This is a genomic window from Stenotrophomonas sp. YJH_SMC_94-11, from assembly GCF_059370435.1.
The window spans coordinates 119,249-144,059 of sequence record NZ_JCAFTR010000012.1; the positions used below are offsets into that span (position 1 = coordinate 119,249).

General features: G+C 67.5%; 22 protein-coding genes. 6 read left to right on the plus strand and 16 right to left on the minus strand.

The features are described 5' to 3' along the window. Window positions 1-70 precede the first annotated feature (70 nt). Window positions 71-829 carry an SDR family NAD(P)-dependent oxidoreductase gene (locus AC5P74_RS18510; protein WP_053499509.1) on the minus strand — a complete coding sequence of 253 codons (759 nt, stop codon included), beginning with the start codon at window positions 827-829 and terminating at the stop codon, window positions 71-73. Between the two features lie 114 nt (window positions 830-943). On the opposite strand from AC5P74_RS18510, the gene AC5P74_RS18515 reads away from it, so the two are divergent. Then, entirely contained in the window at window positions 944-1,858 is a 915-nt protein-coding gene (locus AC5P74_RS18515) for a LysR family transcriptional regulator (protein WP_346607948.1), read from the plus strand. Between the two features lie 64 nt (window positions 1,859-1,922). Here AC5P74_RS18515 and AC5P74_RS18520 read toward each other — a convergent pair whose 3' ends face one another. Beyond that, the gene (locus tag AC5P74_RS18520) at window positions 1,923-2,429 is read right to left on the minus strand and encodes a hypothetical protein (RefSeq protein ID WP_032954412.1); all 507 of its coding nucleotides are present in this window, start codon (window positions 2,427-2,429) and stop codon (window positions 1,923-1,925) included. 111 nt (window positions 2,430-2,540) lie between these two features. Between AC5P74_RS18520 and AC5P74_RS18525 the strand changes: the two genes are divergently transcribed. Continuing rightward, entirely contained in the window at window positions 2,541-2,912 is a 372-nt protein-coding gene (locus AC5P74_RS18525; RefSeq protein ID WP_141239399.1) for a hypothetical protein, read from the plus strand. Between the two features lie 292 nt (window positions 2,913-3,204). Here AC5P74_RS18525 and gcvH read toward each other — a convergent pair whose 3' ends face one another. The 7 genes from gcvH to nudE form a co-directional block, all read right to left on the minus strand. Then, window positions 3,205-3,600: a glycine cleavage system protein GcvH gene (gene gcvH / locus AC5P74_RS18530; RefSeq protein WP_005418426.1), complete on the minus strand. Its 396-nt coding sequence runs from the start codon at window positions 3,598-3,600 to the stop codon at window positions 3,205-3,207. Between the two features lie 93 nt (window positions 3,601-3,693). Further along, a complete protein-coding gene (gene gcvT, locus AC5P74_RS18535) occupies window positions 3,694-4,806 on the minus strand; it encodes a glycine cleavage system aminomethyltransferase GcvT (protein WP_346607949.1) in 1,113 nt (370 codons plus the stop codon). Window positions 4,807-4,966: 160 nt separating this feature from the next. Next, on the minus strand, window positions 4,967-5,269 hold the full coding sequence (locus AC5P74_RS18540) for an Mpo1-like protein (protein ID WP_049415586.1): 303 nt from the start codon (window positions 5,267-5,269) through the stop codon (window positions 4,967-4,969). A 132-nt stretch (window positions 5,270-5,401) separates the two neighbouring features. Beyond that, complete coding sequence (locus tag AC5P74_RS18545) at window positions 5,402-5,731, minus strand: YnfA family protein (protein ID WP_053499515.1); 330 nt, start codon at window positions 5,729-5,731, stop codon at window positions 5,402-5,404. Then, window positions 5,728-6,567 carry a nucleoside triphosphate pyrophosphohydrolase gene (gene mazG, locus AC5P74_RS18550; protein WP_053499517.1) on the minus strand — a complete coding sequence of 280 codons (840 nt, stop codon included), beginning with the start codon at window positions 6,565-6,567 and terminating at the stop codon, window positions 5,728-5,730. The genes AC5P74_RS18545 and mazG overlap by 4 nt, the downstream gene beginning before the upstream one ends. 13 nt (window positions 6,568-6,580) lie before the next feature. Next, window positions 6,581-7,384: a 3'(2'),5'-bisphosphate nucleotidase CysQ gene (gene cysQ, locus AC5P74_RS18555; protein ID WP_053499520.1), complete on the minus strand. Its 804-nt coding sequence runs from the start codon at window positions 7,382-7,384 to the stop codon at window positions 6,581-6,583. Continuing rightward, the gene (nudE, locus tag AC5P74_RS18560; protein WP_329843632.1) at window positions 7,381-7,944 is read right to left on the minus strand and encodes an ADP compounds hydrolase NudE; all 564 of its coding nucleotides are present in this window, start codon (window positions 7,942-7,944) and stop codon (window positions 7,381-7,383) included. Before nudE ends, cysQ begins: the two co-directional genes overlap by 4 nt. Before the next feature lie 77 nt (window positions 7,945-8,021). Between nudE and bioA the strand changes: the two genes are divergently transcribed. Together bioA and AC5P74_RS18570 are read left to right on the plus strand one after the other, a co-directional pair. Beyond that, window positions 8,022-9,413, plus strand: coding sequence for an adenosylmethionine--8-amino-7-oxononanoate transaminase (bioA, locus tag AC5P74_RS18565; RefSeq protein ID WP_053499522.1), 1,392 nt, complete (start codon window positions 8,022-8,024; stop codon window positions 9,411-9,413). Continuing rightward, window positions 9,404-10,141, plus strand: coding sequence for a 16S rRNA (uracil(1498)-N(3))-methyltransferase (locus tag AC5P74_RS18570; protein WP_053499524.1), 738 nt, complete (start codon window positions 9,404-9,406; stop codon window positions 10,139-10,141). The genes bioA and AC5P74_RS18570 overlap by 10 nt, the downstream gene beginning before the upstream one ends. Window positions 10,142-10,243: 102 nt before the next feature. On the opposite strand, the gene AC5P74_RS18575 is transcribed toward AC5P74_RS18570, so the two are convergent. The 7 genes from AC5P74_RS18575 to pilG form a co-directional block, all read right to left on the minus strand. Next, the gene (locus AC5P74_RS18575) at window positions 10,244-10,708 is read right to left on the minus strand and encodes a chemotaxis protein CheW (protein ID WP_005418442.1); all 465 of its coding nucleotides are present in this window, start codon (window positions 10,706-10,708) and stop codon (window positions 10,244-10,246) included. Beyond that, the gene (locus tag AC5P74_RS18580; RefSeq protein WP_346607951.1) at window positions 10,705-12,042 is read right to left on the minus strand and encodes a chemotaxis protein CheB; all 1,338 of its coding nucleotides are present in this window, start codon (window positions 12,040-12,042) and stop codon (window positions 10,705-10,707) included. Before AC5P74_RS18580 ends, AC5P74_RS18575 begins: the two co-directional genes overlap by 4 nt. Further along, window positions 12,029-18,742, minus strand: coding sequence for an Hpt domain-containing protein (locus AC5P74_RS18585; RefSeq protein WP_346607952.1), 6,714 nt, complete (start codon window positions 18,740-18,742; stop codon window positions 12,029-12,031). The genes AC5P74_RS18580 and AC5P74_RS18585 overlap by 14 nt, the downstream gene beginning before the upstream one ends. A gap of 100 nt (window positions 18,743-18,842) precedes the next feature. Further along, window positions 18,843-20,879 carry a methyl-accepting chemotaxis protein gene (locus AC5P74_RS18590; RefSeq protein ID WP_049415562.1) on the minus strand — a complete coding sequence of 679 codons (2,037 nt, stop codon included), beginning with the start codon at window positions 20,877-20,879 and terminating at the stop codon, window positions 18,843-18,845. Between the two features lie 41 nt (window positions 20,880-20,920). Further along, a complete protein-coding gene (locus tag AC5P74_RS18595; protein WP_005418454.1) occupies window positions 20,921-21,451 on the minus strand; it encodes a chemotaxis protein CheW in 531 nt (176 codons plus the stop codon). Then, the gene (locus tag AC5P74_RS18600) at window positions 21,451-21,813 is read right to left on the minus strand and encodes a response regulator (RefSeq protein ID WP_005410717.1); all 363 of its coding nucleotides are present in this window, start codon (window positions 21,811-21,813) and stop codon (window positions 21,451-21,453) included. The genes AC5P74_RS18595 and AC5P74_RS18600 overlap by 1 nt, the downstream gene beginning before the upstream one ends. Before the next feature lie 18 nt (window positions 21,814-21,831). After that, window positions 21,832-22,233 (minus strand): twitching motility response regulator PilG, encoded by a 402-nt coding sequence (gene pilG / locus AC5P74_RS18605; RefSeq protein WP_005418455.1) that lies wholly within the window; start codon window positions 22,231-22,233, stop codon window positions 21,832-21,834. 240 nt (window positions 22,234-22,473) lie between these two features. Here pilG and gshB point away from each other — a divergent pair, with 240 nt between their 5' ends. Continuing rightward, entirely contained in the window at window positions 22,474-23,421 is a 948-nt protein-coding gene (gene gshB, locus AC5P74_RS18610) for a glutathione synthase (protein WP_065196658.1), read from the plus strand. Beyond that, window positions 23,421-24,305: an energy transducer TonB gene (locus AC5P74_RS18615; protein WP_188218917.1), complete on the plus strand. Its 885-nt coding sequence runs from the start codon at window positions 23,421-23,423 to the stop codon at window positions 24,303-24,305. The genes gshB and AC5P74_RS18615 overlap by 1 nt, the downstream gene beginning before the upstream one ends. The last annotated feature ends 506 nt before the right edge of the window (window positions 24,306-24,811 follow it).

Here is a 24,811-nt window from a genome sequence, read left to right on the forward strand (position 1 = left end):
CCGTGCTCGGCTGAGCGGAATCCTGGCGCAAGGCGGCCGAGCATGGGCTCGGCTCTACAGCTCCGCAGCATTAGTGCGCGAAGTAGTGCATGCCGCCGTCCACCGGAATCACCGCGCCTGTGATGTAGCCGGCCAGCGGCGAGGACAGGAACGCCACCAGTGGCGCCACTTCCTCGGGTTCACCGAAGCGTCCGATCGGGATGTTGCTGGCGATGAACGCACGTCGGCTTTCCTCGGTGGGATGCAGGCGTTCCAGGATCTGCGCGCTGTTGATGCGCCCCGGTGCAATCGCATTCACCGTAATGCCCTGCCCGGCCACCTCCGACGACAGCCCCTTGCTCCACAGATGCAGCGCCGCCTTCGCCGCAGTGGCCGCGTTCACCGCACGCGGTTCCATCGAACCACTGAAATTGATCACCCGTCCCCATGCCTGCGCCTGCATGCCAGGCAACAGCGCCTGGGTCATCCGCCGCGCGGCGGAAAAGTTCAGGGCGATCGCTTCCTCCCAGACATCATCATCGGCATCGACGGTGGTCGGCCGGGAGCCACCTGCGGCGTTGACCAGGATGTCGACGCGTTGCAATGCCTCCCGGGATGCCTGCGCGATGTACCGGACGTCACCGGCCACGGTGACATCGCCGGCCACGATGACCGGTGCCGCGCCGCCTTCAGCTTCGATCCGCGCCGCAAGCGCCTGCAGCGGTGCCCGCTGCCGTGACGTGATGGCAACGCGCACGCCCTGGGCCGCCAGCTGCCTGGCGACGGCGGCACCGATGCCGCTGGCCGCGCCCGTCACCAAAGCGGTGCGGCCTTCAAGATTCAAGTCCATGGTGTTCTCCTGTCCGCATGGCCGGCCAATCCAGCCCTTGCACGACATGCTGTTTGATCACCCCTGATTGATAAACTCCGCGCAGGTTTCAGCATTCAACACCCGGGGTGTCAGATGAACCTGCTGGAAAGCATGCAGGTCTACGTGCTGATCGTGGACAAGGGCAGCCTCAGTGCTGCAGCTGCGGCGATGGACATCTCCGCGACGATGGCCGGCAAGCATCTGCGTGCATTGGAATCACGGCTGGGCATGCAGCTGTTGAGCCGAACCACCCGGCGCCAGCACACGACGCCGTTCGGCCAGGACTACTACACGCGCTGCCGGGAGATCCTGCGCCTGGTGGACGAAACCGATGCGCAGGCGCAGCACCAGCACCTGGCACCGGCGGGCACGCTGCGCATCAGTGCACCGGTGATCTTCGGTACGCATGCGCTGGTACCGGCGCTGGCCGAGTACATGACGCGCCATCCGGATGTCCGGGTCGAAGCGACGCTGACCGATCGCGTAGTCGACCTCGCCGAAGAGGGCTTCGAAGCGGCGCTGCGGATCGGCACGCTGGCCGACAGCAGCGTGCTGGTGGCGCGAGCCCTGGCCCCTTATCGCCTGATGATGTGCGCCTCACCGGCGTATCTGGCCAGGCATGGCGCGCCAGACAGCGTGCATGCACTTGCCGGCCATCAATGCCTGTCGTTCGAACCGAGTGCACTTGCGCAGTGGCTGCAGGACGACGCTGGCGAGCTCGACCACGTGCCCGACGGCCGGCTGCAGATCAACAATGGCGAAGCGCTGCGTTCGGCGGCGCTGCATGGCCTGGGCATCATCCTGCAGTCGACGCTGCTGCTGGCAGCCGATGTCGAGGCTGGGCGACTGGTGCAGCTGCTCCCAGGGCACGGCCAGGCCGGTCGGCCGATGCACGTGGTCTATGCGCACGATCGTTACCATTCCACCCGCCTGCGCAGCTTCCTCGACTTCCTGGTGGAACGATTCCCGCCGGCAATCGCCCAACCAGGCGACCGAAGCCGCCCATAAAAAAACCCCCTCCCCGCTGGGCAGCCAGGGAAGGGGGTTTCAGGATGCGGCTATCGGGAAGTACTTAGATCAGCGGCGCCGGGGTTGCCGGCAGAGCGACCGGAGCGGCCTTCTTCTTGCGGGCGGCCGGCTTGCGCTTGGCAACCTTCTTCGCTGCCTTCTTCGGGGCAGCCTTCTTGGTGGCCTTCTTCGCGGTCTTCTTTACTGCCTTCTTGGCGGTCTTCTTGACGGCCTTCTTGGCAGTCGCCTTCTTTGCGACCTTCTTGGCCGGCTTGCGGGCCGTAGCCTTCTTGGCAGTCTTCTTGGTGGCCTTCTTGGCCGCCTTCTTCGCGGTCTTCTTGACGGCCTTCTTCGCAGTGGACTTCTTGGCGACCTTCTTCGCCGCCTTCTTCACTGCCTTCTTCGCAGTGGTCTTCTTGGCGACCTTCTTCGCCGCCTTCTTCACTGCCTTCTTGGCAGTCGCCTTCTTCGCGACCTTCTTCACTGCCTTCTTGGCAGCGGCCTTCTTCGCGACCTTCTTCACCGCTTTCTTGGCGGCGGGCTTCTTCTTCGCAGCTTTCTTGGTTGCCATGGGATGGCTCCTCGTCAGTGATAGGGAGTTGAAACGCCCAGTTGGATCAAACCCGCGGATGCTGCGTGCGGGGACCGCCGGCGCGTCAAGCGCGCCGTTACGGATGCGGCGATGCCCGCCTCGATCGGCGGAGCGGACATCGGAACGGAAGGTGCCTTGCATTTCTCCGGGGGAAGCGGGGCCGTGTCCACCGTCATCAGGGTCGCGGTGGTCTTGAAGGGGCTGCTTCGCATCGGACGATTGATTCTGCGCACTCGGTTGGGCAGGCAAGGTCTGCTGAGGCGAAACCTAATCACGGTTTTTTTTACTGTCAACAACCCCCGCGAAAAATTTTCACATCCGCGCCTTTCCGAGCGCCGTCGGCGCCACTGCTCTACGCGGCCCGCCATGGCGGTTGAAGCGTCGCGCAAGCGTGCTGCATGCACCGGCATCGATGCATACGTTGAACAAAAAGCACTTGAAATAAGCACTCCGCGCATCTAGACACAGACTCGCAACGGCATCGCGCGTGCGACGTCGATGGTCACCGGCGCCGCCACCAACGCCAGCACAACAGCGCCGCAACAGGGGGCGAAAAGTTTTCACATCCGAGTGCGTCGGCGCGGGGCTGAAACGCGGATTTGCGCAAAACTGCGCACGCCCATCGGCACCGTTCGCCTGTCGGCTGATGCCACGCCGAGGGTGCGCAGCGAACCCCGCGTCATGAGTCCGGTGCAGTCGCCAAAACAAAAACGGCCACCCGAAGGTGGCCGTTCCAGAATCCGGAAACGACGACTCAGTGGTCTTCGTTCTCCAGGGCTTCGGCGTACGCGTCCGGGTCCAGCAGCTCGTTGACCTCATCGGCGTTGGTCAGTTCGACCACGAACATCCAGCCTTCGCCGTAGGCATCTTCGTTGATGGTTTCCGGCTTGTCGGACAGGGCCGAGTTGACCTCGACGACCTTGCCGCTGATCGGGCTGTAGACGTCCGAGGCGGCCTTCACCGACTCGACGACGGCGATCTGCTCGCCAGCCTTGGCGTCGGCGCCGACTTCCGGCAGCTCGACGTAGACCAGGTCACCCAGCAGGCCCTGGGCGTGGTCGGAAATACCGACGGTGACGCGGCCATTGCCTTCGACACGGGCCCACTCATGGGACTTGAGGAACTTGAGGTCGCCGGGGATCTCGCTCATGGGACTGCTCCAGAGATATGCAGGGGTGGAAAAAACGGGGCTAGTGTAACCAACCGGCCGCCACTGCTGTCAGTGACGACCGGCACGTACGGATCAGGCGTCGGTGAGCACGCCGGGCTGCGCCTGGCCTTCCCGAACGAACGGGAACTTGACCACCCGCACCGGCACCTGACGGCCGCGGATGTCGACGGTGACCTCGCCGAGTTCACCAGCCGGCACGCGGGCGAAGGCGATGCCCTTGGCCAGCGTCGGCGAGAAGGTGCCGGACAGGATCTCGCCCTGGCCGCTGGCCGTGGTGACCGTCTGGCCATGGCGCAGCACGCCCTTCTCGTCCATCACCAGGCCGATCATCTGGCGCGCGGTGCCGGCGCTCTTCTGCGCCTCCAGCGCGTCGCGGCCGATGAAGTCGCGGCCTTCGTCCAGCGACACGGTCCAGGCCAGCGCCGCTTCGTACGGGCTGATCTCTTCGTCCATGTCCTGGCCGTACAGGTTCATGCCAGCTTCCAGGCGCAGGGTGTCGCGCGCGCCAAGGCCGGCCGGCTTCACGCCTGCCGCCAGCAGGCGGTTCCAGAAGGCGACCACGGCGTCCTGCGGGAGCAGGATCTCGAAACCATCTTCACCGGTGTAGCCAGTGCGGGCGACGAACAGCTCGACACCGTCATCGGACTGCACCTGCAGGGCGGCGAAGCGGCCCAGCTTGGTCAACGCTGCGCGGTCGGCTTCGCGGGCCAGGCCGATCACGATGTCGCGCGCCTGCGGGCCCTGCACGGCGAGGATGGCCAGGTCCGGGCGCTGCTCGACGGCGACGCCAAACGGCGCAGCCTGCTCGCGCAGCCAGGCCAGGTCCTTCTCGCGGGTAGAGGCATTGACCACCATGCGGAAGAAGTCGTCGCCCAGGTAGTAGACGATCAGGTCGTCGATGACGCCGCCGCGCGGATTCAGCATGCACGAGTACAGTGCCTTGCCGGTCACCTTCAGCTTGTCGACCGAGTTGGCCAGCAGGCGGCGCAGGAACGGCTTGACCTGGTCACCGCGCAGGTCGACCACCGTCATGTGGCTGACGTCGAACACGCCGGACTCACGGCGCACCAGATGGTGCTCGTCCAGCTGCGAGCCGTAGTGGATGGGCATGTCCCAACCCCCGAAATCGACCATCTTGGCGCCAAGGGCGCGGTGGGTATCGTTGAGCAGCGTCTTCTGGGTCATGACCGGGTCCGGCAGCAGAGGAAACAGGAAACCCCATTATCCCAGATCGGTCGCCCGCAGGCGTGCCGCAGCGCAGCGGTTCATGCAAGCGGAAGTGCAACCCGCCCCGCCCTTTCCTCTGCCGGCGAGGCAATGCCCCGCAAGGCACCGCAGCCGCCCGCTACAGGCGCACCCGCCCACGCAGGATGTCGAGGAACATCACCCAGTCACCCATGAACGAGTACAGCGGATGGCGGAACGTCGCCGGTCTGTTCTTCTCGAAGAAAAAATGGCCGACCCAGGCGAACCCGTAGCCGCAGAACAGGGCGCCAAGCAGGAACAGCGGCTGGCCGCGCAGCAAGGCAGTGGCGACCAGCAGCAGGACCCCGCAACTGCCGATGAAGTGCAGCCGCCGCGATACCGGGTGGCGGTGCTCGCTGAGATAGAACGGATAGAACTCGCGGAAGCTGGCGAAGCGGGACATGAGCAGGCTCCGGGGACCAGGGTCGCTGCCATCATGCGCCTTCCGCAGACGCTTCGCTGCCCCTGTAGCGCCGAGCCATGCTCGGCTGCGGTGACATTCGTTGAATCAAGGCAGCCGAGCGTGGGCTCGGCTCTACACCGACGAGGTGCGCGGCCCGAACATGATCACCGCCATGCCGGCCAGGCACAGCGCTGCGCCCAGCAGGTCCCAGCGGCTGGGACGAATGCCATCGACCAGCCACAGCCAGAACAGCGCGGTGCCGATGTAGACGCCACCGTAGGCGGCATAGACCCGTCCACTGGCCGTCGGGTGCAGGGTCAGCAGCCAGGCGAACACGGCCAGGCTGGCCGCCGCCGGCAGCAGCAGCCAGACGCTGCCTCCCTTGCGCAGCCACAACCATGGCAGGTAGCAGCCGACGATCTCGGCCAGCGCGGTCAGCAGGAACAGGCCGAGCGTTTTCACGCCTTCTCTGCTGCCTTGGCCTGCTGCCACAGTGCTTCCTGCGCATCCAGGTCCAGTTCGGCCAACGCGTCACCCTGTGCGTCGGCCTGCGCTTCCATCGCGCGGAAGCGACGCTCGAACTTGTGGTTGGCACCACGCAGTGCAGCACCCAGATCGATATCGGCATGACGCGCCAGGTTCGCGCAGACGAACAGCAGGTCGCCCAGTTCTTCCTGCAGGCGCGCCTTGTTGCCCGCGACATCGCCACGTTCGAACTCCTCGCGCAGCTCCTGCAGCTCCTCGGCGGCCTTGTCCAGCACCGGCAGCGGACCCGGCCAGTCGAAACCGACCTTGGCCGCGCGCGACTGCAGCTTCACCGCCCGCTGCCATTCCGGCAGGCCGCGCGAGATACCGGCCAGTACGGAGGTGTCCTGCTCGCCCTTGGCGGCACGCTCGGCGCGCTTGATCGCCTCCCAGTTGCGCGTCACCCCGTCGGCATCGTCCACGCTGACATCGGCGAACACGTGCGGGTGGCGGCGCTGCATCTTGTCGCTGATCGCACGGGCGACCTCGGCGAAGGCAAACGCGCCCTGCTCCTCGGCCATGCGTGCGTGGAACACCACCTGCAGCAGCAGGTCGCCGAGCTCGTCGCAGAGATCGTCCAGGTCACCCCGGTCGATCGCATCGGCGACTTCGTAGGCTTCCTCGATGGTGTAGGGGGCGATGGTCGCGAAGTTCTGCTCCAGATCCCACGGGCAGCCGCCCTGCGGGTCACGCAGCCGCGCCATGATCGCCAGCAGGCGCTCCAGTTCGCTGCTTGCGGCGCTGCCGGTGGTGGGGGTGTCGTGCGCGCTCATGCGGCCTCCAGGATCAGTCGGACAACCAGTCGCGCCATGGCAGGCTGGTATCACCAAGGGCAATGAAATCGCCGTTCAACAGTGTCTCGCGGCGGTTGTAGCGGAACGGCTTGCCGGTCGCCGCCGACAGCACCGCGCCGCCGGCGGCATGCAGCACGCACTGGCCGGCGGCGGTATCCCATTCGGAGGTCGGGCCCAGCCGCGGATAGACATCCAGGCCGCCTTCGGCGATCCGGCAGAATTTCAGTGACGAGCCCTGTGCGATGGTCTCGATGCGGCCCATGCGCGCCAGCAGCGCCTCGGTTTCCGGCGAGCGGTGCGAGCGGCTGGCGGCAACGCGCAGCGGAGCCGTGGCCGGCGTGCGGGTGCGCAGCACGGTGTCATGCAGGCCCTGCCGCCGATAGGCCAGCTCGCCGCGCATGGCATGCCAGACGATGCCGGTGACCGGCGCCAGCACCACACCAAAGGCCGGCGCGCCCTGGTAGATCAAGGCGATGTTGACGCTGAATTCGCCGTTGCGCTTGACGAACTCGCGGGTACCGTCGAGCGGATCCACCAGCCAGTAAGCGCCCCAATGGCGGCGCTGCTCCCAGCCCACCTGCGCCGATTCCTCGGACAGGATCGGCAGGTCCGGTGTCAGCTGCCGCAGGCCCAGCTCAATGACCTGGTTGGCCGCCAGGTCGGCCGCGGTGACCGGGCTGTTGTCGTCCTTGATCTGGACCTCGAATCCATCGGCATACACCTGCATGATGGCTTGGCCGGCCTGCTGGGCGATGGCGATGGCGGTCTCGCGCAGGTCCGTGGTCAGTTTGATCATCGCGTTCCCTGCAGCCACTGGCGGGCAATGAACAGCGCCGCCAGCGAGCGTCCCTCGGAGAAGTCCTCGCGCAACATCAGCTGGTCCACTTCGGCCAGCTTCCACGGCACCACTTCCAGTTCTTCCGGCTCGTCGCCGGCCAGCTTTTCCGGGTACAGGTCGCGCGCCACCACCAGCCACGACTGGTGGCTCATGTAGGTCGGGGCAAGGGTCATTGCGCGCAGCACGTCGACCCGGCGCGCACCGTAACCGGCTTCTTCCTTCAGCTCGCGGTCGGCGGCCTGCTCGGGGGTTTCGCCGGCGTCGATCCGGCCCTTGACCAGGCCCAGTTCGTAGCGGTGCATGCCCGCGGCGTATTCACGCACCAGCAGCACGGTCTCATCGTCGAGCATCGGCACCACCACCACCGCGCCGTGGCCACGGCTGACCAGGCGCTCGAACCGGCGACGTTCACCGTTGGAGAATTCCAGGTCCAGATGCTGGCGCTGGAAGGGGCCGTTCTCCTCATCGGTGATCCGATGGATGATCGGCAAGCGACGGCCGGCACGGTCATCGTTCATGCGGAATCTCCGCGGCGGCCGGCGCCAGCGCCGGGGCCGATAGAATGTGCAGGCAGCAACATGTTCATGAGCCCGAAATGCTAGCAGACCCAACCCCCTCCCCGCTGGCCCAGCACTGGCGGCAACGCGACCTGCAGGTGCTGTGGCACCCGTGCACGCAGATGCGTGAGCATCCGGACACCCTGCCACTGGTGCCGATCGCCCGCGGTGAAGGCGCATGGCTGATCGATCACGACGGCAACCGCTACCTGGACGCCGTCAGCAGCTGGTGGACCAACCTGTTCGGCCATGCCGAGCCGCGCATCGGCGGCGCCATCGCGGCGCAGGCCGGGCAGCTGGAACAGGTGATGCTGGCGGGCTTCGGCCACGAGCCGGCGATCACCCTGGCCGAGCGCCTGCTGGCGCTGGCGCCACGCCAGCCCGGCCGTGCGCCGTTGGCCAAAGTGTTCTACGCCGACAACGGCTCGGCCGGCGTGGAAGTGGCGCTGAAGATGGCCTTCCAGTATTTCCAGAACCGCGGCGAGCCACGGCGCACGCGCTTCATCGCGCTGGAAAACGGCTACCACGGCGAGACCCTGGGTGCGCTGGCGCTGGGCGATATTCCGCTGTATCGCCGCGTCTATGCACCGCTGCTGGCCGAAGGCCTGTTCGCGCCATCGCCCGATGCCTACCTGGCCGAACCGGGCCAGAGCGCGGCAGATCGCGCACGGCAGGCTGCCGACGGCTTGGCCACGCTGTTCGACCAGCATCCGGGCGAGATCTGCGCGGTGATCCTGGAACCGCGCCTGCAGTGTGCCGGCGGCATGCGCATGCATGACCCGGTCTATCTGCAGCGCGTGCGCGAACTGTGCGATGCCCATGGCGCGTTCATGATCGCCGACGAGATCGCCACCGGCTTCGGCCGCACCGGTACCCTGTTCGCCTGCGAGCAGGCAGGGGTGATGCCGGACCTGATGTGCCTTTCCAAGGGCCTGACCGGCGGCTTCCTGCCGCTGGCCGCCGTGCTGGCCACGCAGGCGCTGTACGACGCCTTCCTCGACGACTCGCGCGAGCGCGCCTTCCTGCATTCGCACAGCTACACCGGCAATCCGCTGGCCTGCGCGGCGGCACTGGCGACGCTGGACATCTTCCGCGACGACGATGTGATCGCCCGCAACCGGGGCATCGCGTCGGTGATGGGCACGCTGGCGGCGCCATTTTCCGACCATCCGCACGTGGCCGACGTGCGCCAGGCCGGCATGGTGGTGGCGTTCGAGCTGTCGCGCGACGGCAACAGGCGCACGCCTTTCGATCCGGGCCTGCGGCTGGGCCTGCACGCTTACAAGGCCGCCCTCAAGCGCGGCGTGGTGCTGCGCCCGCTGGGCGACGTGCTGTACTGGATGCCACCCTATTGCGTGGATGACGAACAACTGGAGCTGCTGGCACACACCACGCTGGCGGCCATCGACGAGGCGATTGCATGCGCGTGACCCGCTGCCCCATCGACCTGGCGCTGCACAGCGGCCAGACCGTGACCCTGCCGGAAGAGACGGCCAACCACCTGGTGCGGGTGATGCGCCTGCGCGAGGGCGATACGTGCGTGCTGTTCAACGGCGATGGCAACGACTACAGCGCGACACTGACCGTGGCCGGCAAGCGCGAGGTACAGGTCCGCATCGATGCTGTGCAGGCCATCGACAATGAATCACCGCTGGCGATCACCCTGCTGCAGGGCATCGCCCGTGGCGAGAAGATGGACCTGATCCTGCAGAAGGCCACCGAACTGGGCGTGGCGGCGATCATTCCGGTCAACGCCGAGCGCACCGAGGTGAAGCTTGATCCAGCACGGGCCGAGAAGCGCGTGGCGCACTGGAACAACGTGGTGACGTCGGCCTGCGGCCAGTCCGGGCGTGCGCGCATCCCGCAGGTGGGTTCGCCGCTGTCGCTGGCGCAGGCTGCGGCGGTACTGCCGGCCGATACGCTGCGGCTGACCCTGGACCCACGGGGCGCACATCGCCTGTCGACGCTGACGGCCGCTCCGGCAGGGGGCCTCGTGCTTGCGATCGGCCCGGAAGGAGGCTGGTCGCCGCGCGACCGCGACCAGCTGGCAGCGGCCGGGTTCCAGGGACTGCAGCTGGGCCCGCGGATCCTGCGCACGGAAACGGCCGGACTGGCCGCGGTCGCGGCGTTGCAGGCGCGGTTGGGCGACCTGGGATAGGACCGGTTCGTGGTAGAGCCGGGCGCTGCCCGGCATCCACCGGATCATGGGGTTGCCGGCCAGCGGCCGGCACTACCGGGGATCCGACCGGCGGATTGCCGATCAGGCCGCCAGCGAATCCAGGGCGGCTTCCAACGCGTCCAGGTTCGGCAGCAGTGCACTCTGCTCACCCAGCAGCACGCGCATGTGCACGGTCTGCGGCAGGGTTTCTTCGGAGGCGTCGGCCAGCAAGCCGTCGCGCGGCACCGAGATCAGCTGCGGAAAGTTCTGCGTCAGCAGCGCGTAGTACGGGCGCTGCGCGTTGCCGCTGAGGGACTTCAGCACCACCACCTTGTTGTGGCCGGCCACCGTCTCTTCGCCGAGCCCCGAAAGGCGTGCGAACGACACCAGCGGCACCTGCCAGCCGTGCCAGCCGATCTCGCCGACCAGCCAGCGCGGCGCATCGGAGACCGGCTGCACCGGCACGCGCGACATCATTTCGGCCACGGTGGCATTGGGCAGCAGCACGCGCTCGTTGCCGGCCTGGATCAGGACGCCGCGGATTTCGTCATTGCTGGCGTAGCTCATGGTGCGTCTCCGTTGTCGTCCTGCTCACCCCAGCGCGCGGCAATCGCCTGCGCCAGTTCCTGCGGTTCACCGGCCACCATGCCGGCAGCCACCACGGCGGTGGCCGCCGCCGGGTCATAGCAGCCCTCGCCCACCTGCCCGGCCACCCACGCACCGGCGGCCGCCAGGTCCAGCGCCGGGCCTACGTGGGCCAGGTCGGCACCGCTGAGCAGCACCAGCGCGGTGTGTTCGGCCGGCAGCGAAGCGAGCGAAATACCGTTGGCATCGCTATGGAAATGCAGGCCATCGCTGGCCGCGCGCACGCCGATATCATCGGCCAGCACGTGCACTTCGCCCGGCACCGCGTGCTGGCCGGCCTCGGCCAGCTGCACCGGCAACGGCGAAACACGGGACATCTGCTTGACCAGATTGCCGTAGCGGCCACCATCCAGACGCATGTGCACCAGGACCGGCACGCTCAACGACGCGGGCAGTGCGCCGAGCAGGCGACGCAACGCATCCGGGCCACCGATGCCGGCCAGCACCAGCAGCGATGCGGCACGCGCACCGGCCGGGGCGACGGCATCCAGATCGACCAGGCTCAAATGATCGGTATCGAACGAGGGCTGCGGCGCGACGACCGGCGCCACGGCTTCTGCCGATACGGGCGCTTCGATCGATTCTTCCACCAGCGACCAGGCGGTGTGATCGAAGGAGACCGGCGGTGTCGCAGGCGTCGCCGGTTCGGCCAGTGCCTGCGGCGCCGAAGGCGGATCCAGAGGCTCGGGCACGACCGGCTGCAGCGCCGCCAGGGCCTGCTCCAGCGCGATCGGTTCGTGCAGGTCTGCCGGTGGCGAATACAGGCCGTCGGCCGGAACGTCATCGGCCCAGCTCAGCGCCTGTTCCAGGTGCGGGCGCAGGGCTTCTTCCTGCGGCGCCGGCGCGGGCGCCGGATGGCCAGGCTCCAGCTGCAGGCTGGGCTCTTCTTCGGCGCCCGGCGGCAACACCTGCTGGTGGCCGTGCAGCTTGGCGGCCAGGTGGCGCCCCCAGCGTTGCGCCTCCCAGCCGTCGCGGCGGGCGGCCAGCTCAGCCTCATCGAACACCAGGGTCAGCCCCGGTGCCGAGAGCACGGATTCCAACCGTTCCAGTGCGTCCTCGATGGCAGCTTCCAGCGCGATCACCACGAACTGCGGGGCCGCGGCCTGCAGGACCTGCGGCTCCAGGCCGTTCGGATCATCTTCCAGGACCAGCTGTACATCGGCATGCGCCAGCGCCTCGCGCAGGCGTTCACGCGCCGCACCGGGGCGGGCCAGCAGGGCGACGGCCGGGGCCGGATGGGTTTCACTCACGGACACGGGCGATCCCCAGCAGGTCGTACACGTTACGCATCAGGTCCAGTTCCTGGTACGGCTTGCCCAGATAACGCTGGACACCGATCTCGAAGGCACGCTGGCGGTGCTTGTCGCCGCTGCGCGAGGTGATCATCACGATCGGCACATCCCTGTAGCGCGGATCGGCACGCATCACAGTGGCCAGCTCGTAGCCGTCCATGCGCGGCATCTCGATGTCCAGCAACATCAGGTCCGGCACGCGCTCTTCCAACCGCTCCAGTGCTTCCACGCCATCGCGGGCGACACTGACTTCGAAGTTGTGGCGTTCGAGGATGCGACCGGTCACCTTGCGCATGGTCAGCGAGTCATCGACCACCATCACCAGCGGCACCTGGCGTTCGTCGCGCGGCGCATTGGCCAGCACCGGTGCCGTCGGATTGGCCAGGAAGCGGCGCACCAGCGGCGCGACGTCCAGGATCACCACCACGCGGCCATCGCCGGTGATGGTGGCACCGTAGATGCCCGGTACCGATGCGATCTGCAGGCCCACCGGCTTGACCACGATTTCGCGGTTGCCCAGCACCTGATCGATCGCCACGGCTGCGCGCAGGTCGCCGGCGCGGACCAGCAACAGCGGCACCTGGTCCTGGCCATCGGCACGCGCCGGGGCCTGCCCGACCAGGCTGCCGAGGTCATACAACGGATAGTCTTCGCCGCTGTAGCGGTAGCTGCTGTCGGCGGCCTCGAAACGTTCGCGCGACAGGCGGCCGATACCGCTGACCGAGGCCACCGGCACGGCGAAGGTGGTCTCGCCGATCTGCACGAACACCGCCTGGGTGACGGCCAGCGTCTGCGGCAGGCGCAGGGTGAAGCGCACGCCCTGGCCGCGCACCGACTGGATGTCGACCGAACCGCCCAGCTGGCGCACTTCGTTGCGCACCACGTCCATGCCCACGCCACGACCGGCCAGCTGGCTGACCTGGTCGGCGGTGGAGAAACCGGAGGCGAAAATCAGGTTGTCCAGTTCCTGATCGTTCGGCTGCGCGTCGGCGGCCAACAGGCCACGGTCGATGGCGCGGCGGCGGATCGCTTCGCGATCGAGGCCGGCACCGTCATCGGCCACTTCCAGCACGATTTCCGAGCCTTCACGGTGCAGGCGGATGGCAACTTCGCCCTCTTCCGGCTTGCCTGCGGCGCGGCGCTGTTCCGGCGCCTCCAGGCCATGGGCCACCGAGTTGCGCAGCATGTGTTCGAGCGGCGCGACCATGCGATCGAGAACATTGCGGTCCAGTTCGCCGTGAGTGCCTTCCAGGGTCAGGTGCACCTGCTTGCCGGTATCCATGCCGGACTGGCGGACCACTCGGCGCAGGCGCGGCACCAGGCCATCGAACGGCACCATGCGCGCGCGCATCAGGCCGTCCTGCAGCTCGGAGCTGACGCGCGACTGTTGTTGCAGCAGCGAATCGTACTGGCGCGACAGATCGTCCAGTACCCCTTGCAGGCCGCCAAGGTCGGCCGCCGATTCGTTCAGCGCACGGCTGAGCTGCTGCAGCGTGGAGAAGCGGTCCAGCTCCAGCGGATCGAACTTCTGGTCTGCCTGGTCCTGCTCACGCTGGTAGCGGGCGACGATCTGCGCTTCGGTTTCCAGGTCGAGCCGGCGCAGCTGGTCGCGCAGTCGCGCATTGGTGCGCTCCAGCTCGCCCATCGCACCACGGAACGCGCCGAGCTGCTGCTCGAGGCGCGAGCGGTAGATCGCCACTTCACCGGCATGGTTGACCAGGCGGTCGAGCAGATCCGCGCGCACGCGCACCTGTTCCTGCTGCGGGCGTGCCAGCGGATCTTCATCGACCACGCCTTCGGCCGGCAGCGGTGCCGACAGTGGCGCATCAAGCAGTGCCGGTGCCGGACTGGCAACCGGTGCCGAAGTGGCTTCTGCGACGCTCGCCACGTTGGCTGCGGCTGCGGCTGCAGCAGCCGCCGCAGCGATATCGGTGGTGGTACGCACTTCGAACGCGTCGACCAGGTCCTGCGCCGGTTCCACCACGCGGTGGTCGCCGGTGCGGGTGAGCAGCTGGTGCAGCCGATCAAATCCGCGCTCCAGCAACTGCACATCGCGGCGTTCGATCTCGGTGCGACCAGCGGCGACGGCTTCCAGCAACGATTCGATGCTGTGGCCAAGATCGCCGATGGCGTTGATGCCGGCCATGCGTGCGCCACCCTTCAGGGTATGCAGGTCACGCTGCAGGCCGGCCAGCACCTCGCGGTCCTGCGGCGCATCGCGCAGCTCGCTGATCAGGCCATCGCAGTGGTCGAGCAGGTCCTTGCCTTCCTCGACGAAGATGTCGACCAGCTCGCGATCGTAGACGCTGAAGTCGAGCGTATCGGCGCTGTCTTCCGGCAACGGGATGTCAAGGACGTCGGGTGCCACGGTTTCAACCACGTCGGCGTCAGGCGCGCCAACGGCCGGGGCATCCGACACGGCATCGGCATCGGCATCGGCAGCTTCGGCGTGGACTTCCACCTGGCCCGGCGCGTCTTCCAGTTCGAAGAACCGCACCGGTCCGGCGGTGGCCGGCGTCGCGGCCTCCGCGATCTCCTCATTCACCGTCGCCGGGGACGGCTGATCGGCGCTCTCTCCTTCACCGATCGCCGCCTCCCCGCCGACGTCCGCATCCTCGGCAAAGGCTTCCGCCTCGCCCGGCGCGAGTTCGCTGGCCTGCAGGCCGAGCACGGACCATTGCCCGTCGTCGGCCAGGGGCTGCTCTTCGTCGATCACGTGCAGGCCGGCCTCGAGCGCGGCGTCCAGCGAGACCGGTTCTGCAAACCCCGGCGCAGCCATTTCATCCTGCAGGCTCGACAGCTCGCTGTCGAGTGGCAGTGCAGCAGGCGTCTCGAATGCCTCAGCGTCCGCGACGTGCACGTGATCGAACGAGGACGCATTCAGGTCAGATGCGACGGCTTCGACAGCATCAGGAATCTCTTCGGCATCGCGGTCGTCGACCGGCAGCGCACTGGCATCCAGGTACGGCGACAGATCGTCCACGACGGTCAAACCGGCATCGTCGGCCAACAGCGGCGCGCTTTCGGCCTCCGCCTGGACACCGTCTACCTCAACGCCCGGAACGTCGTCGGCCACCTGGATCGATTCGACCACCGGTAGCGACGCCGCTCCCTCACCCGGTACCGACGGCCATCCGGCATCGAAGTAGCGCGAAAGATCGTCGCTGGCGGTCAGCTCACCGACCTCCAGCCCGCCCTCGCCCTCGATCGCGGCATCCTCGACCGGGGTTTCGGCGACATCGGCAACTGCCTGTGGTTCCTGCTCCGGCGCGACGGACGAAAGCGGTACCGCATCGGTTTCAGGCGCGACGGCTGCCGGGGCATCCGCATCCCATTCCGCCGTCGGTTCGTCATCCAGCGCCAGCTCAGCTTCGTCGTCCTCCAGGCCCACCATCGGCCAGCGCGCTTCCGGCAACTCGCTGGCCAGCGCCTGCAGGCGCTGTGCCAGTACCTGTTGCGGTGCGATACGCGGCTGTTCGGCCTGCAGCGCTTCCATGGTGGCGGTGATCGCCTGCGCGGTCGCATCCAGCGCGGCCACGCCCTCATCACCCGGCACCACTTCGGCGGCCAGTGCACGCTTGATGTAGGACTCTGCACCGCCGGTTACAGCCGTGATCTCGGGCACTTCGGTCATCGCGAAGGCGCCGTTCATGGTGTGCACTGCGCGCAGGAGTGCGTCGCTGACCGGCTGCGGTGCCTGCTGCGCCGAACGCAGCCAGTCCTGCAGGGTGGCCTGATGGACTTCCACCTCGGCCTCGAGAATCTCGCGCAGCACGCTGTCGATGTTGGCCGGCGTGCCAGCGATTTCGCCCTCCACAACGCTGTCAGCCGGCGCAGATCCGGCAGCCTCGGTGTCGAGAATGCGGCTGATCTCGTCTTCGCCCTCGACTTCGGCCACCGGTGCAACCGATGCAGTGGCCCCAGGCAGGGGTACGTAGTAGGTCTCCTCGCCTGCACCGACACGATCGGCGATGGCCTGCATGGCCTGCAGGTCGACGCTGATGCGGTGGCCATGGCGCAGCGCCGCGTTCAGCTGCGGCAGCGCCGCATGCGCGTTGTCGACCATCGCCAGCACGGCGGGAGATGCGGCGCGGCTGCCATCCAGCACGCGGTTGAGCATGCCTTCGATCTTCCACGCGAACTCACCCAGGGTGCGTGCGCCGACCAGGCGGCCACTGCCCTTGAGGGTATGGAAGATGCGGCGGATCGGGCGCAGCCGGTCCATGTTGTCCGGCTGCATGCGCCATGCCGGCAGCAGCGTGCCGAGATTGGCCAGCTCATCGTCGAACTCTTCCAGGAACACCTCGCGGATGTCCTCGTCGATGTTCTCGGCATCGTCGTCGAAACCGGCGTCGAAGCCCGCATTGGTGTCAGCGTCGGTCCCGGCAACGGCCGAATCCACCGCCTCCGGCGCTGCCGCAGCGGCCATCGCCTGTGGATTGAAGCCGGCAGCGGCCGCACTCAACTCGGCGAAGAACTGGGCGTCGGCCTCGCTGAAATCGATCGGCGCGATGGTGTCGATATCGATCACCGACACGGCCGGAGCGGACGTATCCGCCGCAGGAGGCGCCGCATCGATCAACGGCGACGTGATCGACGGTACCGGCAGGTCATCCGGGGCCTCATCCACCCCGGCCAGCGGCGGAACGACGGCATCGACGATCTCCAGCGACGGATGCAACGCGGCGTCATCGTCCAGCGACAGCGTTTCCATCGCATGCAGCGACAGCACGTCGTCAGCGTTGTCCAGCGCGTCGGCATCGAAGCGGAACACCACGTCGTCGGCCACGGCAGCCGCATCCTGTTCGGCCGCCACCGGGTCGAACACCGGTGCAGCATCGAAAGCGGTCGCGGAGGAATCCACCGCGTCCGTCCTCTCATCGATCACAGGCGCTGCGCTTTCCTCAAGCATCTGCGGCGCCCCGGACAGCGACCACTGCGGCGCACCGGAGTGATCACCCTCGGCCAGCTCGAAGCTGACCGGATCGAAACTGGCGAAGGTCGGGCTGCGCTCGTCATCGGCAGGCACGATGGCGTCGGCCTCCGGATGGAACGGCGCCAGCTCCCACTGCGGGACATCCGGCGCAGGTGCGCTGGATGCCGCGAAGACCAGCGATGCGTCCGCATCGTCGTGCGTCGGCAACGGCGAAGCACCGGTATCAGCCGTGCTGGCGGCCACGGCTGCCACGGTGCCCAGCGCGCCGAACATCAGGCGGTTGTCGGACACCATCGGCGCCGGCGAGGCCGGCGGCTGATCGAAGGTGAAGTCCGGCAGTGGCACCGGCACGTCGCCGGCAGCGGGCGCCGCAGGCTGCACCGGAACCCCGATGCGCTCCGGCTGCAGGGGCTCGGCGTGCAACGCAACCGGCTCACGTTGGACCGGCAGCAGTGCCGGCGCGTCCGGCGCAACGGCATTGTGCTCCGGCAGCGGCCAGTAGCGCAGTGCCTCGAGGCTGCTGCGGGTGATTTCGAGGATGTCCTCTCGGCCCGGGCGGCGGTCGCGCAGGGCTTCCAGGTAGTACTCCAGGCTGGCCATGGCATCGGCCAGGGTGTCCAGTTGGCGGCCGCTGGGCACGCGCTGGCGGCCGATCAGTTCTGCCTCGATGTACTGCTGCACGCCGCGCAGGTAATCGGCGGCGGTACCCAGGTCGAGCATGCGCAGCGCGCCGGACACATCGCCCAGCAGGCGTGGCACATCCTGCAGCTCGGCATGGTTCCAGCTGGTTTCGATGAAGGCGACGAAATGCTCGCGGGCAGCGGCGAAGTTGGCGATGGCTTCATGCGCCAGCACCTCCACCGTTCGCCGGTTCTCGACCGCGCTCGGGTCGTCCTCGCCACTGCCGCCGGCGCCCAGATGGGCAACCTGGTCGTCCAGCGAGGCATCGACGTACAGCAGTGCACCGGCAATATCCAGCAGCAGGTTCTCGTCGATCTGCTGGCGACCTTCGACCACGCCGCGCAGCGCATCGCGCTGCTGCACGACCACGCCGCGGGCCACGCCCAGGCCCATCATGCCCAGCGTATCGGCCACGGCGCCGAGCTCGTTGGCCTGGGTCTGCAGCTGTTCCGGCGCACCACCTGTGCGCAGGTGCAGGTCAAGCGCATCCTTGATGCGCAGCAGTTCTTCCTTCACCGCGCTGCCGACCGTGTCGAGCAGCTCGCGATTACGCCCGCTCAGGCTGCCACGGGCATGGTCCAGCTCGGCCTCGGTGGCGGTGACGCTGTCCGGCGCAAAGGCCAGCAGCACACTGTCAGTGACGCCTTCTTCGCCGCGCGACGCACGGATCTCGTTGAGCAGCGGCATCAGCACGATCGGAATGTCGCGATGGCCGTTCTGCAGGCGTTCCAGATAGTCGGGCAGCAGCACGCTGCCACGCATCAGGGTTGCGCAGGCTTCATCACGGTCGGCCACGCGGCCGGCGCCGATGGCGTTGGCCAGCTGCTCCAGCTCTTCGGCCACCATCGCCGGGGCATACAGCTCGACCATGCGCAGGGTGCCCTGCACCTGGTGCAGGTAGCCGGCGCAGATGCGCATGCGGCTGGCATCGGTCGGGTCTTCGGCGTAGTACTCGACCTCGTTGCGCACCTGGCGCAGGGTCTCGTCCAGCTCGGGCTTGACCCAGCCCAGCGCTGCGTGGCTCATCGCATCGCGCAGACTGCTCATGGACGCGCTCCGTTCGCCGCCGCGCGGTGGCCGCGCGAGTTCTGGCGTGGGGAATGGAAATGCTTCATCGACTGGTTCCTTGCTCGCCGCCCTGCCCGTGTCACGCCGGCAGCTTGAAGTCGGCGACCGAACGGCGCAGGTCCGCCGCCAGCTGCGCGAGGTGGCCGATCGACTCGGCGGTCTGTCCGGCACCCTGCGAGGTCTGCCCGGTGATCTGCCGGATCACGCCCATGGTGCGTGTGATGTCCGAGGCGGCGGCCGACTGCTGCTGGGCGGCGATGGAGATGTTCTTGATGAGGGTATTCAGCGCGTTTGACACGCGTTCGATCTCGGTCAGCGCGGTACCGGCGTCCTCGGCCAGGCGCGCACCAGACACCACTTCGGCCGTGGTCTGCTCCATCGAGGTGACCGCTTCATTGGTGTCGGCCTGAATGGCTTGGACCAGGTTTTCGATGCGTCGGGTCGCACCCGAGGTGCGTTCTGCCAGGCGCTGCACTTCGTCGGCCACGACCGCGAAACCGCGGCCCGCTTCACCGGCCGACGCGGCCTGCACCGCCGCGTTCAACGCCAGGATGTTGGTCTGCTCGGAAATGTCGTTGATCAGTTCCACGATCGAGCCGATTTCCTGCGACGACTCGCCCAGGCGCTTGATGCGCTTGGAGGTTTCCTGGATCTGGTCACGGATCTGGTCCATGCCCTGGATGGTCTCGCGCACCACGCCGGCACCCTCGGCGGCGATCACCACCGAACGCTGTGCCACGTCGGCCGACTCGGCCGAGTTGCGCGACACCTGCTCGATGCTCGCCGCGATTTCGCCGATGCGGTCCGAGGCCGAGGTGATCTGGTTGGCCTGGTGGCCCGCCGCCTCTGCCAGCTGCATGGCGGTGGCCTGGGTTTCCTGGGTGGACATCGCGACCTTGGCCGAGGTGTCGTTGATGGTGGTCACCAGGTGGCGCAGCTCGTCCACCGCGTAGTTGATCGCGTCGGCGATCGCGCCGGTCATGTCCTCGGTCACCGAGGCCTTCACCGTCAGGTCGCCCTCGCCGAGCGAGGAGATTTCGTCCAGCAGCCGCATGATCGCCTGCTGGTTGCGGCTGTTGAATTCCACCTGGGTCTGGTAGCGCAGTTCCTGCTCGCGCGAGCGGCTGCGCACGTTGGTGGACACGAAGCCGATGATCGCGATCAGCGACAGCGCACCGGAGACCACGCCAATCCAGAAGTTCGGGAACAGGCGGGTGTCGGATACCGAGCCAAACGAGGAGAACGCGTCGAACAACTTGCGGCTGTCATCCAGCATGTGTGCCGAACCCTGGCCCAGCGCGGTGGCAGCGGACTGCGCCGCAAACAGCTGGCGCGAGCTGGCCAGGATCGCGTCGGCGTCCTGCTTCATCGCTTCCCACTTCTGCTGCGACTGTTCCAGCGCGGCCACGGCGGCGGCACCGCGCACGGCGGTGATGCCCAGTTCCTCGTTGCCGTTGCGCAGGCCGTCGAGCACCTGCGAGAACACGGTGATGTCACGTGCCAGCGCATCGCCGGAGGTCGCCGCGGCGCTGCCGCCGGCACGCATTTCGGTCACGCGGCGGGCCATCGAACCGGCCACCACGACCTGCTGCAGCGCGCTGTACACCTGCGACGACGGCGCGCCGGAAGCGGACATCGCACGCACCAGCTCGTTCAGCTGGGCCTGCAGGCCCGGCACTGCGCCGGTGAAGTTGTTCGCGTTGCCGGCCAGCGCCAGCACGGCCGGTTCGCTGGCCACCAGCTGCCCGGCCTGCTTGCCCAGCGGCGCCCACGTCTCGCCGAGGGTGGCGATGGCACCGGCTACGCCCGGCTCCTTGCCGTAGCGTCCCTGCAGGGTCGACACGTTCTGCTCGATCGCGTTGCGGGTGGCCTTGAAGGCGGTGAAGGCCTGGGCGTTGCCGCCGACCGCGTCACGTCCCTGGTTGGCCAGCTGCTGCGACAGCACCTGCAGGTCGGCGGCCTTGGAGCCGGCGTCGGCAAGGCGGCTGCCCTGCCAGGTGGCGACGCCGGTGTTGACGCCGAACAGGATCATCGATGCCAGCAGCAGGAACAGCCAGAGGTTGCTGCCGCCCAGCCGCAGCTTGCCGGTCTTGGTGGCGTCCGAAGCAGTACTCATCGTTCAACCTCGATCTTCAATGCAGGGGGCGATGCCCGGCCTCAGGCCGCGGCTTGCCGGAATTCAGGGGTGCGCGACAGCAGCGAGAGCGAGAACACGCCCCAGTCGTGGCCGTCGGCATGGAAAGCACGATCGACGAAATGCCCGTAGCGGCCTTCGGCCAACGTGCCCGCTTCGATCTGCTGGTCCAGCTCGAAGCTGCGCTGGCCGAACAGTTCATCGATGGTCAGTGCGACGTCGCCGCCGGCCTGGCGCATGATCAGCACGCGCTGGCCTTCCTGCTGCACGGTGCGCGTGCCTTCCAGGAAGTACTTCAGGTCGACCACCGGGAACAGGTTGCCGCGCAGGTTGCCCACGCCCAGCAGCCAGGGCTGCGCACAGGGCACCGGGGTCACCGGCGGCATCGGTACGATTTCCACCACTTCGCGGAAATCGGACACCAGCCGGCGCTGGCCGACGCGGAAACCCACGCCACGCCACAGGTCCTGGGCAAACTGCTTCCCGGGCAGCTGCACCGCATGGGCCAGGCTGCGCCGTTCATAGGCTTCAAGGATGTCGAAGGGCGAGCGCATCAGGCCACCAGTTCGTTGATCCGCGCGATCAGTTCATCCTCGCGCGGCGGCTTGACGATGTAATCGGCGGCGCCCTGGCGCAGGCCCCAGGCCTTGTCGGTTTCCATCGCCTTGGTGCTGACGATGATCACCGGGATGTGCTTGATCGCCGCATCACGGGCCATCGCACGGGTCGCCTGGAAACCGCTCATGCCGGGCAGGACCACGTCCATCAGCACCAGCTGCGGCACCTGGTCGCGGACCAGCTGCAGGCCATCCTCGGCGTTGTCCGCTTCCAGCACTTCGTGGCCGGCACGGCGCAGCCACTGGGTGAACACCGCGCGGTCGGTCGGTGAATCCTCGATCAGGACGATACGAGCCATTGTGCCTTTCCCCCCTGGTCAGGCGTTGACGTATGTGCGGATGGCACCCAGCAGTTCTTCACGCGTAAAAGGCTTCGTCAGGTACTGCTCCGAGCCGACGATGCGTCCCCGCGCCTTGTCGAACAGGCCATCCTTGGACGACAGCATGATGACCGGGGTCGCCTTGAACAGCTGGTTGCCCTTGATCAGCGCGCAGGTCTGGTACCCGTCCAGGCGCGGCATCATGATGTCGACGAAGATGATCTGCGGTTGCTGGTCTGCGATCTTGGCAAGCGCTTCGAAGCCGTCGGTGGCGGTGACCACCTCGCAGCCTTCGCGCTTGAGCAGCGTTTCCGCAGTCCTGCGGATGGTCTTCGAATCATCGATGACCATCACCCGGAGTCCTGCGAGTTCCCCGCCCGCAGTCGTGTTTTCAGTCATTGCCTATCCCCAAGCGCACGGCCCGATCTCTGGCGGGGGCCGCTGCGAAAGCGTATCTATATCGCACTTTCCGCGCCCGCTTCAAGGCCGCCCCACGGCGCGGGGCATGGCCCCCTCCTGAACGTGACGGGTTTCGCAATGAGTGCGCGACCGCCGGGCGGACGCTGCGTTGCAGTATGGCAGGGAGGCGCGCGACCGGCGTTGCCGCTACCATCAACGCCTTGCCTGACAGGTGCGACCATGCCGTTGAACGTCATCGTGGTGATGGACCCCATCGCCCACATCAAGATCGCCAAGGACACCACCTTCGCCATGCTGCTGGAAGCCCAGCGCCGCGGCCATGCCCTGCACTACGTGCGGCCGGGCGGACTGGCCCTGGAAGGTGGCGTGGCGGTGGCCCAGACCGCGCCGCTGCAGGTGCGCGACGACCCGGCCGGCTGGTATGAGCTGGGTGAGTTCAGCCGTACCGAGTTCGGACCCGGCCAGATCGTGCTGATGCGCAAGGACCCGCCGGTCGACGCCGAGTACATCTACGACACCCAGGTGCTGGACGTGGCCGCCGCTGCCGGTGCCTGCGTGGTCAACAACCCGCAGGGCCTGCGCGACTACAACGAGAAGCTGGCTGCCCTGCTGTTCCCGCAGTGCTGCCCGCCGACCCTGGTCAGCCGCGATGCCAAGGCGCTGAAGGCCTTCGCCCTCGAACACGGCCAGGCCGTGCTGAAGCCGCTGGACGGCATGGGCGGCCGCTCGATTTTCCGCAGCGGTCAGGGCGATCCGAACCTGAACGTGATCCTGGAGACACTGACCGACGGCGGCCGCAAGCTGGCGCTGGCCCAGAAGTTCATTCCCGACATCAGCGCCGGCGACAAGCGCATCCTGCTGGTCGACGGCGAACCGGTCGATTACTGCCTGGCGCGCATTCCCCAGGGTGACGAGTTCCGCGGCAACCTGGCGGCCGGCGGCCGTGGCGAAGGGCGCCCGTTGAGCGAGCGTGACCGCTGGATCGCCGGCCAGGTCGGCCCGGAGATGAAGCGTCGTGGCATGCGCTTCGTCGGCCTGGACGTGATCGGCGATTACCTGACCGAGGTCAACGTGACCAGCCCGACCTGCGTGCGCGAGCTCGACGCGCAGTACGGCCTGAACATTGCCGGCACCCTGTTCGACGCGCTCGAGGCCGGCCTGCGCTGATGCCGTCCGCACCTGCCGTTCTGCCCCCGCCGCCACGCGAAGCGCAACGGCTGGGGGCCACCATCGCACTGTCGGTGCTGGTCCACGCCCTGCTGATCCTGGGCGTGGGCTTCGCCGTGAAAGGCGATGCTCCGCTGGTGCCGACGCTGGAAGTGATCTTCAGCCAGACGCGCACCGCACTGACGCCAAAGCAGGCTGATTTCCTTGCCGCCGCCAACCAGGAAGGCGGTGGCGAGCACGACCGCGCACAGCGTCCGCGCGACAACCAGGCCGGCATCGTGCCGCAGGCCCAGTCCGGGTTGAGCCCGGTGCCGCAGCAACAGCAATCGGCCGCGCCGGTACCGCCGCCGCAGGCACGGGTGGTCAGCAGCCGCAACGGACAGGACTCGGTGGCACAGGCGCAGGCCCAGCCATCCCCGGAACGCCCCGAGCCGGACGCGCCGTTGAGTGCACGCGAGCAGCGCGACGTGGAGATGGCGCGACTGGCTGCCGAGGTGCATCTGCGCTCGGCGCAGTATGCCAAGCGCCCGAATCGCAAGTTCGTGTCGGCCAGCACGCGTGAATATGCCTATGCCAATTACCTGCGCGCCTGGGTCGACCGCGCCGAGCGCGTCGGCAACCTGAATTACCCGGACGAGGCCCGGCAGCGCCGGCTCGGCGGCCAGGTGGTGATCAGCGTGGGCGTGCGCCGCGATGGCAGCGTGGAGAGCAGCCGCATCCTGCGTTCAAGCGGGACGCCGCTGCTGGATGAAGCGGCGCTGCGGGTGGTGACGCTGGCGCAGCCGTTCCCGCCGTTGCCAAAGACCGAGGACGAGATCGACATCCTGCAGGTCACCCGTACCTGGGTGTTCCTGCCGGGTGGCACCCTGCACGACGACCGGTAGGGGTTTGTTGCCCGGGCCTGCGGCCCGGAACCCGCTGGACGTCAACGTCAACGTCAAAAGCGGCGGTTGGGCTTTGGGTTTGGCGGGGCGGTATGGGCTTGCAGGACACGCCGTAAACCCATCCATGGGGGCTCGATGGCGCCATCCATGGCGCCAACGGTCCTGCAAGCCCATACCGCCCCGCCTCTGACAGATCCCGACGCATCATTGCTGTTGGTAGGTGTCGACCTTGGTCGACACACATCCACGCTACGCGTGGATGCGAGCGAAGCGATCCGCTTTTGACTTTGATTTTCTTTTGATTTTCCGTGGCGGACGCACACGGAAATTGTCAGAGGCCGGACGGGGTGGGTTCGCGGGGGTATCTGATCTGGCCCCCCGTCAGCGGACGCCAAGAAGCGATACTTTGATCGCACTTGGAGGTCCCTTATGTCCCGTATCACCCGTCGTAGCTACACCGATGAGTTCAAGCACCAAGCCGTGGAGTTGGCCGAGTCGCTCGGGCC